At 53.3% G+C, this 12,327-nt stretch carries 6 protein-coding genes; 5 read left to right on the forward strand and 1 reads right to left on the reverse strand.

Annotated elements, in window-relative coordinates; genetic code table 11:
- The first annotated feature begins 19 nt into the window (after positions 1–19).
- Positions 20–1,165, forward strand: coding sequence for a serine hydrolase domain-containing protein (locus EQV93_RS17025; protein ID WP_240892013.1), 1,146 nt, complete (start codon positions 20–22; stop codon positions 1,163–1,165).
- Between the two features lie 715 nt (positions 1,166–1,880).
- Here the strand turns inward: EQV93_RS17025 and EQV93_RS17030 are convergent.
- The gene (locus EQV93_RS17030; RefSeq protein ID WP_240892014.1) at positions 1,881–2,732 is read right to left on the reverse strand and encodes a hypothetical protein; all 852 of its coding nucleotides are present in this window, start codon (positions 2,730–2,732) and stop codon (positions 1,881–1,883) included.
- 405 nt (positions 2,733–3,137) lie between these two features.
- On the opposite strand from EQV93_RS17030, the gene EQV93_RS17035 reads away from it, so the two are divergent.
- The 4 genes from EQV93_RS17035 to EQV93_RS17050 all read left to right on the forward strand — a co-directional run bounded on the left by EQV93_RS17035 (position 3,138) and on the right by EQV93_RS17050 (position 12,150).
- The gene (locus tag EQV93_RS17035) at positions 3,138–3,329 is read left to right on the forward strand and encodes an AlpA family transcriptional regulator (protein ID WP_240892015.1); all 192 of its coding nucleotides are present in this window, start codon (positions 3,138–3,140) and stop codon (positions 3,327–3,329) included.
- Positions 3,330–3,649: 320 nt separating this feature from the next.
- The gene (locus tag EQV93_RS17040; RefSeq protein ID WP_240892016.1) at positions 3,650–4,306 is read left to right on the forward strand and encodes an inovirus Gp2 family protein; all 657 of its coding nucleotides are present in this window, start codon (positions 3,650–3,652) and stop codon (positions 4,304–4,306) included.
- A 330-nt stretch (positions 4,307–4,636) separates the two neighbouring features.
- A complete protein-coding gene (drmD, locus tag EQV93_RS17045; protein WP_240892017.1) occupies positions 4,637–7,762 on the forward strand; it encodes a DISARM system SNF2-like helicase DrmD in 3,126 nt (1,041 codons plus the stop codon).
- The gene (locus EQV93_RS17050; RefSeq protein ID WP_240892018.1) at positions 7,759–12,150 is read left to right on the forward strand and encodes an Eco57I restriction-modification methylase domain-containing protein; all 4,392 of its coding nucleotides are present in this window, start codon (positions 7,759–7,761) and stop codon (positions 12,148–12,150) included. The genes drmD and EQV93_RS17050 overlap by 4 nt, the downstream gene beginning before the upstream one ends.
- Positions 12,151–12,327: the final 177 nt, after the last annotated feature.

Here is a 12,327-nt window from a genome sequence, read left to right on the forward strand (position 1 = left end):
AACACATGGAGTGTAAGGCATGGAAGCAAGCGGGATATGTGTAAGTGAATTCGAAAATATAAAGTCTGCTTTCGAAGATATTTTTAATGATCCGCAGGAGCGTGGGGGAGGCCTGTGTATAAAGGTGGGCGATGAAACCGTTGTGAATCTCTGGGCAGGCTCATCGGACCTTGAGGGAAGTAAGCCTTGGCATGAAGATACGCTGGTAAATACATTTTGCGTGGTCAAACCCTTCGCAGCCGTTGCTGCATTAATGCTGGTCGAGAAAGGCGTGTTAGAGCTGGACATACCGGTGGCTCATTACTGGCCTGAGTTCGCGCAAGGCGGTAAAGACACCATTACCTTGCGTCACGTGATGAGCCATACCTCCGGGATTCCAGCATTGAGACTTCCTGACCGAAACCCTGCGATGTATGACTGGGAGCAGATGATCAATACTCTGGCTGCAGAGCCTGTGTGGTGGCAACCCGGAACCGAACTGGGCTATGGGACCTTGACCTATGGCTGGATAATCGGAGAGCTGATTCGGCGCACTGATGGCCGTGACCCCTGCACGTTTATTCATGAAGAAATAACTCAACCCAATGGCCTGGAGGTTCATCTAGGCGTAGAACAACCAGACTATTACCGGATAGCCCGTTTTTACGCGGCCAAGGGACGTACAGGCGATCCTTACTCGCAGAATTTAAGAGCAAGCGTCGCGACGGATTCGCACGACATTTCGACACTGGCATTTACCAATCCGGGAATGTCTCCCAAGCGCTCCTCTGACCCAAGATGGTGGGCCTTTAAACAGCCCGGTGCGTGCTCACATAGCACGGCAAATGGTTTGGCCGGCTTTTACAGTGCATTGCTGGCAGGGCGTTTGATCAGCGCAGAGACGCTCAATGAATTCATCCAAGAGCAAAGCAACGGCATGGATCGTATCTGGAAACGGCCCATGCGCTACGGTTTGGGTTGCATGCTGGAACAACAGGTCGATCCACATGCATCACACCGTATGGGGCCCAATACGTTTGGGCATATAGGGCTGGGCGGCCCAATCGCTTTCGCAGATGCTGATCGCGGTATTAGTTTTAGCTTTGTGACAACCACCTCAGGTGCTCACGCCATGATTGATCCCCGCGCACAGAACCTCGCAGCACTGGCCTACGCGGCTGTCTAAACTTTCCCAGTCCACTGGGTTAAAGAGTGCTTGTTCCATGTCCTCATAGGTGTCCCACCAACCCTTGGGTGCCCTGAGAATAGGTGATAAAACGCGGGCAAGAAAAAAGCCGTAAAGCTTCGATTTCTCTGGGCTTTACGGCTTTTCTGGGTCTTCCTGGGAAGACAAATTGGGCCGGGGTAATCTGAATTGATTATTTAAGATTCTGATTTTAATAGATTATTTGCGGTTAAGATTTTTATTGGAATACCTTTTGGAATACCATCCGCGAATCTTCTTGGATTCCCATCTTTACGTCGACCAAAGCTCGATTCCATAGCTGTACTTCGGATCTTTCTTTTGAGCGCGACTAACGGCTTCTGATAGCAATTGCTGGCGCTTATTCATACCTTCACTCGCTCTGGTGAGTCAGCACCTGCCTTATTGCCGTCGCGTACGGTAAAAATGCGCGGTCTCTCTCACTTTCTGCTCCAACTCCTCAACCCAATCCTCGCCATCGGGAAGCGCCTCGGCGTATGCGGCAAAAAACTGCCATGGCCTGGATATAGCCATAGAGCTCAGCGCGACGAAGCTGATTCAGCAGACCGCCCAGTGCAAGAATGCGGATAGCTTCGTTGGTACGAGATTGATCGCCCTACTCAAGCTCGCCCAAGGTTCAGCGGTGCCTCCGCTTCTGCGTTGTCGTCTATGGGTAAAGAATCGTTGAGTATCTTCGTTAACTGTTGTTTAGTAACTTTAATATTCTGATTCTTTCGGGGATGTAACCATTTTTCTCTGTTTCCATTTCTAAAAGAATCTCTAAGATTTTTGCTCGGCTAATTTCATGAAGTTTGGCTAGTTTGTCTAGGTTCATAATGGCCTTGTCTGAAAGGACGAAGTTATATTGTGCCTTTCCTGTGAGGCCTTCTCTATATTTTTGCTGGCTCCATCTCTTTTTTACTCTGTCGATGTATAAGGTTTTTTGCTCTGTCGTTAAGTTTGCACTATCAAAAAAAATTAAAAGGTCTTCGTATGTTTCGAATGGCTTTGAGTAGGGGGCGGTGGAACTGGTGTTTTTATTCAGCCAGTCCCAGGCGAGAGCGCTTTTTTTATCATTGTCTTTGAACCATTTGTAAGCCTTGTCTCCGCTTTTATGAGCGTTCCATTGGATCTTCAAACTATCCAGTGCCAGCTTCTTTTGGGTTGTGCCAACTTGCCATAGGTCGATTATCAAAATGAGCCGGTCTTTGCCAAATACATCCTGCGGAATATTATTCCAGGCGTATCCTGCAAATTGCATGAGCTTTGGAAATACCCATTCTATTTGGCGGTTCCCTTCATTGAACCAGCCTAGTTGTTGTTCAGGTAATAGCTGGTGGCTTTTATCATCTCTAATCTGCTGGGCTAGCCGTGCGTTTTGGTTGAGATAATGGGCCATTTTATCCCTCATCCCCATTTTCGATTCTGCGTATGAGCCTAGGTTGGCGCCATGGCCTATCAGCCAGAACCAAAGCCAAATATCTCGTCTGTGGCTAGCTGTCTTGTCTTCCAGAATGCTTGACAACAGGTCTGTGTAATGGACTGCCATGGTGTTCTCTCTAGCTAAAATCAAGATTCATTAGTGAATGGATCGTGTAGGGATTTAGGTGTTATTTAGATGTTTTGTAGAGATTCTCTAGTAGATAATTTTTATCTGAAATTCTTGGTTTACACGCGTATTCTTATGGTTTTTACCTAGATGATCCTACAGTGCTAAGCCTTCGTTAAGCAATTGTTGATATCGAGTTGTCGTCCTCTCTGGGAGTCGGGTGCGGTAATGGGAGGGGAGGGTAGGCAGAAAGGAGGCTCGGTCATGGCTCGCTTGGGGTGATCGGTCATGGGGGGCAATAGTCATCACGCGGCTGCTTTCAATGCTTTGAGTCGAGGTAGCCTGTCTCTCAGTTAATTTCTACTGGGCTTGCCAATCCTCTGGACGAATACAGGAGCTCCGTTCATGAGGATAATTCGCTTGAAAGATGTAATGGGTTCGACAGGCTTGGGTCGGTCGACAATTTACAAGTATATATCTGAGGGAGGGTTCCCTAGGCCAATTTCCTTAGGAGATAGGAGTGTTGGTTGGCTGGAAAGTGAGATACATGAATGGATTCTGGGGCGGGTAGAACAACGTGATAAATTGTTAGGGTAAATAATAGTCTGATAGTGTTTTCATCATGACCTGGCTAGTGTCGGGTCATGATGGTTTTTTGCCGGAGTTATGAATTTATTAGTTTGGATGCGATTAGCTCAGGTTTGTTGCTGTCTGTAGTCAGAGAGCGCAATGTTTGCTTTCGGTATTGGTAGTATGCTTTTGTAGTTGTTTCTACTGGCTGCTTATGTTCTCTGGTTGTAGCTGTTTTGTTGGGGCAAGTGTTGGCATGAATGACTACATGAGTATGGTTGTTCAGGTATTTAGTTAAAAAGTACTTGGTGTGTGGAGTATATGTAACTAAACCATGGAGCCGTAACATGAGTCGTCACCCTAGCAATACCAATCTTATCCTTCACAAGGACAGCACATTCCAAGGCTGGCCTATACAGGTGGGTAAAGGCCCGTTCATTCAACAATACCTGAGTCGCCTTCAGCAGGCGATGCAATGTGCTCTTGCTCAATACCCTCGCGTATTTGCCTTCAGGTTTGATCTACGCTTCCCTACCGGGATTCAGCTACCTGACTCTGTCTATACGAACCAGGTGGTTGAGCGCTTTATCGAATCTTTTAAGGCCAAGATTGCACATAACCGTAGTCAAGCTCGACAACTGAACAAGTACGCCCACGATAGCAAGGTCCGCTACGTCTGGGCGCGAGAGCTGGGGGAGCATGGAAAGCCTCACTATCACCTAGCAATCCTGCTCAACCGGGATGCCTTCACTGCCTTGGGTAAGTTCGAGGTCGGCAGGGACAACATGTTCAATCGTCTCGTAGAAGCTTGGGCTAGTGCCTTGGGTTTATCTGTGGAGGCTGTCAGGGGCTTGGTCGAGGTTCCACCTAACCCATGCTACCACCTAAACCTTGGTGAGCCGGGAGGGCAGGCTGAGTTCTTCCACAGAACGAGCTATCTCTGTAAGGCTGCGACGAAAGTCTTTGGGGATGGCAGTCATGGATTTGGGGCCAGTCGGGCCTGAACGTACTCGCTTAGTGACGTAGTCCAGGCATAGGTGTCCGACGAATGCGCTCGCTCACTTGCCATACTGGCAAAAAGCACAGGGCATGGCTTTACCCATGCCCTATCAGTGGATAAGGTGACGAGCATCGCATCAAGGCAGGCTGTGGTGCCCCAGGGATGGCTAAATTACAGCGTTTGTTGTGTGCACGAACGCTGCCGCTACATCCCTCGAACTCCATCACCTGTGCCTAGATGAATTTGTGCTTTGCGCAGCTACGATGCGCTGGGTATCGGCTTTTCGCTCATCCGTAACCATCAGGTAGATGGTTGCGGAGCTAAGGAGTAAAGAATGACTGCAACAGCGGAAGACATCAGCTACCGCAATATTCCGGAACCAGGCCAGCTCGTAGAAGTTAGACGCCGGCAGTGGGTGGTGGCCGAAGTGGATGCTTCCAAACTGGGCAGCGTGCAGCAGCATGCCATCACGCTGGCTTCGATCGATGAAGATGCCTTGGGCGAAGAGCTCCAGGTGATCTGGGAGATTGAGCCGGGGGCGCATGTCATCGAGAGGGCAGGTTTGCCGGCTATCACCGGGCAGGACGACTCCGACACGCTTGAGGCCTTTCTCGATGCCGTGCGCTGGGGAGCAGCTACTAATGCCGATCGCGGTTTTCTCCAGGCACCGTTTCGCAGCGGCGTGAGCCTTCAGGACTTCCAGTTGGACCCGCTGGTGCGCGCGATCGACATGGCTCGTGTCAACTTACTGATTGCCGATGACGTAGGTCTAGGCAAGACGATCGAAGCAGGTTTGGTCATCCAGGAAATGCTGTTGCGCCATCGTATCCGCACTGTGTTGATCGTTTGTCCCGCGTCACTGCAAGAGAAGTGGCGTGTAGAGATGGTGGAAAAGTTCGGCTTAGAATTCCGCATCGTCGACGGTACTTACATTAAGGAAATGCGACGTGAACGAGGCATTCATGCCAATCCATGGACCTCGTTCCCGCGCCTGATCACGTCAATGGATTGGGCCAAAACTGGGGATGGTCTGCGTGCCTTCCGCGATATCTTGCCGGCACATGTCAGCTATCCACGCAAGTTCGACATGCTGGTCGTCGACGAGGCGCACAACGTCGCGCCGGCAGCGAGTGCGCAATACGCCATCGAGAGTCAGCGCACCCGTTTAATCCGCACCATTGCCCCGCATTTTCAGCACCACCTGTTCCTGACCGCTACGCCACACAACGGCTACACCGAGTCCTTCACTTCGTTGCTGGAACTGCTCGATGACCAGCGCTTCGCACGTAACATCATGCCGGAAGAGAAGCAACTGTCCCTGGTGATGATTCGCCGCCTCAAGAGTGAAATTACCGACAAGGATGGGCAGTTAATCTACGCCCAGCGCAAGCTGGAAGCATTGCCTGTCAACTACACCGCCAAAGAAAGAGAGATCCATCGCAAGCTGCAAGCATTCTGTGCCAGCAGGGAAGCTGTGGATGACGAATTGGGCAGCGTGACAGGAGCCTCTTTCGTCAATCAACTGCTGCGCAAGCGCTTGTTCTCATCGCCGGCTGCCTTCGCGTCTACCCTTGAAAAACATGTTGCGACTTTGGAGAGCGGCGGGAGCAGTAAGGCACAGACGGACTTATCCGAGCGCATCTTGCTCAAGGCCATTCAGCGTGCGGAAGAGGATTACGCCAACGACGCGGATGTCGAGGTTGCGCAGCAAGAGGCCGTCGAGGAAGCCACTCGCCACTCGCGCCCCTTGAGCGCAGAAGAGCGCATCTTGCTCGACGAACTCAGGCATTGGGCTCAGCAGGCGATGAATCAGACAGACTCCAAGGCCAAAGCTCTGCTCGCCTGGATCGATCGGCATCTGAAGACCGATGGAGTCTGGAACGGCAAACGCGTGATTCTCTTCACTGAGTACCGCACCACGCTCGATTGGTTGCACCAGATTCTGGCGACTCATGATTTGGGTGGGGATCGCCTGATGATCCTGCACGGCGGCATGGATCATGATGATCGAGAGCAAGTGAAGGCGGCATTTCAGGCTGCTCCCGATATTTCCCCCGTGCGTATTCTGCTGGCCACCGATGCTGCTTCCGAAGGTATCGACCTGCAGAATCACTGCAACTACCTCATCCACCTGGAAATTCCGTACAACCCCAACGTCATGGAGCAACGTAATGGTCGTATCGACCGTCACGGCCAGCGCGAAAAAGAGGTGTTGATCTGGCACCCAGTCGATGCTCGTGAGGACGAGGGGGCTGTCGGCGGCCACAAGGAAGACATACTGCGTGCGCTACGCAAGCTTGACTCGATGCGCGCCGACATGGGAAGTGTGAACCCAGTGATTGCACCGCAGATGTCCGGGCTTATCGAAGGATCTCTGCGCGTTCTGGATACCCGACTGGCGGACGCAAAGATCGCCCAGGCCCGTCGCTTCGTCCGTACCGAAAAAGACCTTACCAATCGGGTGGCCAAGCTGCATGAGCGCCTAGTCGAGACGCGGGAGGATTTTCATCTGTCTCCCGAGCACATACTAAAAGCAGTCGAGACTGGCTTGGCGCTGGCAGAGAAGCCAGCACTCAAGCCATTGACTATGGAAGGTACCGCGCCGGGGAGCATCTTCGAACTGCCACCGTTGGGAGGTGCTTGGGAGCGTTGCCGCGAGGGGCTGGAACATCCCTTTACCGGTAAGATCCGCTCAGTGACTTTCGATCATGAAGTCGCCAAGGGACGAGATGATCTGGTGCTCATCCATCTCAACCATCGCTTGGTACAGATGTGCTTACGTTTGCTGCGTGCCGAGGTCTGGGCTCAGGAGGAGAACAAGCGGTTGCACCGTGTGACGGTGCGAGTGTTACCTGACGATCGTCTTGAGGCTCCGGCTGTCGTGGTCGTGTCACGCTTGGTGATCACTGGCGGTAACCATCATCGCCTGCATGAAGAGTTGACTGTGTCTGGCGGCTATCTGCGGGAACAAGGCTTCAAGCGCGAGGATGGCGTCACTCGGGTGCAATCCTGGCTGGACGAAGCGGAGCCGTGTCCGCTTGACACCTCAGCATTCGACAAACTGCGCTATCGCTTCGCCGCTGCCGTAGAGGCCATCCAGCAAACACTCACGACACGATCGCGTAACCGCCTCGAGTATTTGGGCAACACCTTGGAGACCCGCAAGAAGAAAGAAACGGAAGACATTCTTGCAGTGCTCGACGAATTGGAAAGCGCCATTCGCAAAGAGCTGGGAAAGGACGAGTTGCCTGAGCAGTTTTCTTTGTTCAGTGAAGATGAACGCACCCAAGTCCGCCGTGACAACTCGGCATTGCAGACACGTCTTGCGCGCATTCCTGCCGAGCGAGAGCAGGAAACCAGTGCCATCGAATCACGCTACTCAGAACCACAGGATCGCACCTTCCCGGTCGCCGTCATTTTCATCGTACCCGCATCGTTAGCCCCGGGAGGCCGCCCATGAAACCCCTTGATGTCCACGATGAATGGTTGTCGCTCATTGAGGTCTCCGGTCCTTTTCTTGCCACGCCCGTACTGAAGCGCGTCTTCTCCACCGGTCTGCCGGCAGTCGAGCCGCGTATTCGCCAATACCTGCGTCAGGCCTATGACGAATGGTGCGAGGCTCGTGACAACGACGATCCGAGGTTCTCCGAATTGCACCTAGCCTGGATTCACGAGGTGCTCGTCCGCGGCTTGGAATACGATGAGTTCGATAGCGGTGAGTTTCTACTGCATGGTGAACGCATGCCTGCGGAACAACGCGTAACTCTGCCTGAACATGGTGTCACCTTGGTGCCTGACTATGTGCTGGTCTCGGGTGGAAAAATTCAGTTGCTCGTCCAAATTTATCCAGCAGGAATGGATCTCCAGGCTGCCCTGAAAATCGATGGCTGGATCGCCTGCCCAGCTGAGCGCATGGAGCGGCTCTGTCGGGCCAGCGGCTGCCGCCTCGGCCTGGTCACCGATGGCGAGCGTTGGATGCTGGTCGATGCACCTATTGGGGCGGTATCGACATTCGCCAGTTGGTATGCACGTCTCTGGGGGCAGGAGCGGCTGACGCTGCAAGCCTTCCTCACCCTGCTGGGTATCAGACGCTTCTTCGGGCCTGACGATGAGACACTACCCTCAATGCTGGATGAGTCTATCCAGCACCAGGAAGAAGTCACCGATGCTTTGGGCGAGCAAGTTCGTCGTGCGGTTGAGGTGTTGATCCAGGCGCTAGACAAAGAAGACCGCGAACGCTCGCGGACGCTGCTGCAAGGTGTTGAACCGACCGAGCTCTACGAAGCGGGCCTGACCATCATGATGCGTCTGGTGTTCCTATTGTCGGCCGAGGAACGTGGGCTCTTGCTGATGGGGGAGCGGGTGTACGAAAGTAACTACGCCATCTCCACTCTGCGTATGCAGCTGCGTCGGGAAACTGAGGAGGTCTTGGAGCGGCGCAACGATGCCTGGTCACGGTTACTGGCAACCTTCCGTGCGGTCTACGGCGGCATTGAGCATGAAACGCTTCGCCTTCCCGCTCTGGGTGGTTCACTATTCGACCCCAATCGTTTCCCTTTCCTCGAAGGGCGTGCCAAGGGCTCCGACTGGAAGGTCGATCCCGCGCGACCGCTACCGATCGATAACCGCACTGTGTTGCTCCTGCTGGAGGCCATCCAGCAATACGAAGGTCGTACGCTCTCCTATCGTGGGCTAGATGTGGAACAGATCGGCTACGTCTACGAGGGCCTGCTAGAGCGCACTGTCGCTCGAACCGAACGGGTGACGGTGGAGCTGACCGGTGGCAAGGGAGCGAAGAAGACCCTTTATGGTTTGGAGGAGCTCGAAGCTTTGTACCGACTGGGCGAAGGGGTGTTGACCAATGCGCTTTCCGGTGCCGATGCGATCAAGCGTGGCGCAGGAGCTATCCACAAGGATCTCGAACGCTCGGTCGATGCCGTTCAGGCTGGCCTCCTGCTCACAGCCTGTGCTGGAGACGAAGAGTTGCGCGATCGTGCATTGCCAATCCTTAATCTACTGCGCACCGATCCTTGGGGGTATCCGTTGATCTACCCAGAGGGAGCCTTCATCGTCACCACGGGCAGCAATCGTCGTGAAACGGGCGCACACTACACACCAAAATCCCTCACCGAGCGCATAGTCGAAACTACTTTGGTGCCCGTCATCTACGTTGGCCCTGCCAAAGGCTTTCCTCAGGAACAGTGGCGTTTGAAGTCTGCAGCCGAACTGCTGGATCTGAAGATTTGCGACCCAGCCATGGGCTCGGGAGCGTTCCTGGTACAAGTTTGCCGCTGGCTCGCTGAGCGGATCGTCGATGCCTGGGCTGTGGAGGAAACAGCCGGTCGGCATATCACTAGCGAAGGTGTAGCCGTCGATGACTTTGTCGATCAAGAAGGCCTACCTGTTAATCTCGAAGATAGGTTGCTGATCGCTCGTCGCTTGGTCGCCGAGCGTTGTCTATACGGGGTGGATCTGAACCCCTTGGCAGTGGAACTGGCCAAGCTCTCCATTTGGCTAGTAACGCTAGCCAAGGGCCGCCCATTCGGTTTTCTCGATCATAACCTCAAGTGTGGCGACAGCCTGCTGGGCATTCATCGGATTGACCAACTCACCGAGCTGAGCATGGCGCCTGGAGGCAAGGGGCAGCAGCATCTGTTCGGCAAGAACATCGAGTTGGCAGTACGCGAGGCGATCGAACTTCGCCAGCGTTTGCGCGAGATGCCAATCCGTGACATCCACGATGTCGAAGCCATGGCGCGCCTGGATGAGGATGCACGACGTCGACTTGAGCTGCCAGAGCTGATCGCCGACGCCTTCATTGGGGGGGTATTCGCTTTTGGTACCAATAGCCCTGCCTATGATGTCAGCCTCGCGACTTTCGCAATTCAATCCGGACAGGCTATAGATGGTGATCGAGATGCAATCAACGCCATAGCAACGCGGGCTAAATCTACGCTCTCGGTCGACCTTCCCCCTGGTAAGGCGAGCCGTCTTCCCTTGCATTGGGCAATTGAGTTTCCTGAGGTGTTTCAGCGCGAAAATAGGGGGTTCGATGCTTTCGTAGGTAATCCACCTTTCTTGGGTGGAAAGCGCATCACTGGTGTGACCGGCACACAATATCGCGACTGGCTCGTATCCAATATCGCCGAAGGTCGCCGAGGCAGTGCCGATCTTGTAGCCTACTTCTTCCTGCGCGCCTTTACTCTTTTGCGCGAAGGTGGGCATTTTGGTCTTCTAGCCGTAAATACCATCGCCGAAGGCGACACGCGGCAAGTAGGGCTGGAGGCCATTCTAAAATCAGGCGCATTAATTCACGCTGCATACCCAAACGAACCTTGGCCTGGCTCGGCGGCGGTTATCACAAGCCGCGTGCACGTAAGGAAAGGTGAATGGGAAGGGGCGCGCAATATGTCGGGTCAACCCGTGCCCTTCATTTCGGCCTTCCTCTCTGGTCGTGAAGAATGGAGCCCCAAGCGGCTTAAGGTAAACGAGGGCATCGCCTTCATTGGTTCATTCGTCAACGGTATGGGTTTTGTGCTCTCTCAGGAGGACGCTCAGAGGTTACTTGACGCCGATCCTAAGAACTCCAGCGTAATCTTCCCGTATCTCAATGGCGAAGACATCAACACTCATCCCGAGCAGAAGCCCAGCCGTTATGTGATCAGTTTCTGGGACTGGCCCGAGGAACAAGCGTGTGAGTATAAATTGCCGTGGCGCTGGATTGAGGAGAGGGTGAAGCCAGAAAGGCAGCGACGTAACGAGCGAGGAGCGTTTGTTTTGCGTCGTCCCTTGCCAGAACGGTGGTGGCAATACGCCGATAAACGCCCTGCGCTTTATCACACCATTGGGCGCGGCCATCATTTCGAGCAGCATCCCAAGAAGTGGAGTCCGACGCAGACGCCCATGAATCGTGTCCTCGTATCGGCTCGCGTGGGTAAGTACTTCAATCCTTCGCTTGTCTACAACGGCTCAATTTTTCATGAGAAGGTCGTTGTTTTTCGGAGCAACACACTTTCATCACTGAGTTTTTTCAACTCGTCAATCGCTCAGGAGTGGATATGGAACCAGTCCTCTACACTAGGGTTCGGTATCAACTTTGCTCCAACTGATGCACTTGAGCCGTTCCCATTAAGCTCTAACATACACAACGAAATACTCGAAGCACTGGGGGCCCGTCTTGATGAATCCCGGCGTTCGATGATGGTCACGGAGCGCATCGGCCTGACCAAGCTTTACAATCGTTTCCACGCCCCCGACGACCTTGAGCCCGGAATAGACAAACTCCGCGAGCTGCAGTGTGAGATTGATTTTGCCGTCGCCCAAGCCTATGGCTGGGATGACCTTGATCTCGGCCATGGTTTCCGTGATGTGCCATATCTCTCTGAGGGCGACCGTGTTCGTTATACGATTTCGGAGCCTGCCCGCATTGAGATTCTTCGTCGTCTCGCGGAGCTCAACCGCCAGCGTTACGATGACGAAGTAGCGCAAGGTTTGCATGGAGGTTCAACGAAGTCACCCATTACACGAGCTAAACCCTTGAAGGTAGAGGTTGAGGTTGTACGGACTTCCAGCCCAACTCAGTCAGGGTTCAACTTCGAAGCAATACCAACCCCGCTTCCATCTACTCAATCGGCTTCAAGAAAGGGTAATCAATGGGGGGAAACAGCCTCTGATCAGATTCTTTCCTGGCTTGAGGCCCACGATATGTGGTTTGTAAAGACTGCCATTCTAAATGGCTGTGGGGTTGCACCAGAATCGTGGGAAGCGGCAATCGCTGAGTTGCTTGCAGGCGGTTTTGTTGAGTTGCAAGGTACAGGGGATGTTGTCCGATACAAGGCAAAGGGATAAGCGATGAGCAAGGTAGTTCAATCAGCTGGCCTTAAGAACTTCGACCTATTGTTGATGCAGTATACGAGAGCAGTTCAGACAGTCACCCGATCATCTTCATATGCGACTGGGGTTTCGCCGAGGCATTTATTGAGAATGGTTGCTACACAGTCGAGCGTATCTCTACTCTTTTGGATA

Origin of the sequence: Pseudomonas sp. TMW22091, assembly GCF_022496705.1 — a bacterium.
Lineage (GTDB): Bacteria > Pseudomonadota > Gammaproteobacteria > Pseudomonadales > Pseudomonadaceae > Aquipseudomonas > Aquipseudomonas saxonica.

What these genes read in the sequence shown, in the direction of transcription:
- EQV93_RS17025 (WP_240892013.1), top strand. Translation starts at nt 20, where the DNA reads ATGGAAGCAAGCGGGATATGTGTAAGTGAATTCGAAAATATAAAGTCT.
- EQV93_RS17030 (WP_240892014.1), bottom strand. Translation starts at nt 2,732, where the DNA reads ATGGCAGTCCATTACACAGACCTGTTGTCAAGCATTCTGGAAGACAAG.
- EQV93_RS17035 (WP_240892015.1), top strand. Translation starts at nt 3,138, where the DNA reads ATGAGGATAATTCGCTTGAAAGATGTAATGGGTTCGACAGGCTTGGGT.
- EQV93_RS17040 (WP_240892016.1), top strand. Translation starts at nt 3,650, where the DNA reads ATGAGTCGTCACCCTAGCAATACCAATCTTATCCTTCACAAGGACAGC.
- drmD (WP_240892017.1), top strand. Translation starts at nt 4,637, where the DNA reads ATGACTGCAACAGCGGAAGACATCAGCTACCGCAATATTCCGGAACCA.
- EQV93_RS17050 (WP_240892018.1), top strand. Translation starts at nt 7,759, where the DNA reads ATGAAACCCCTTGATGTCCACGATGAATGGTTGTCGCTCATTGAGGTC.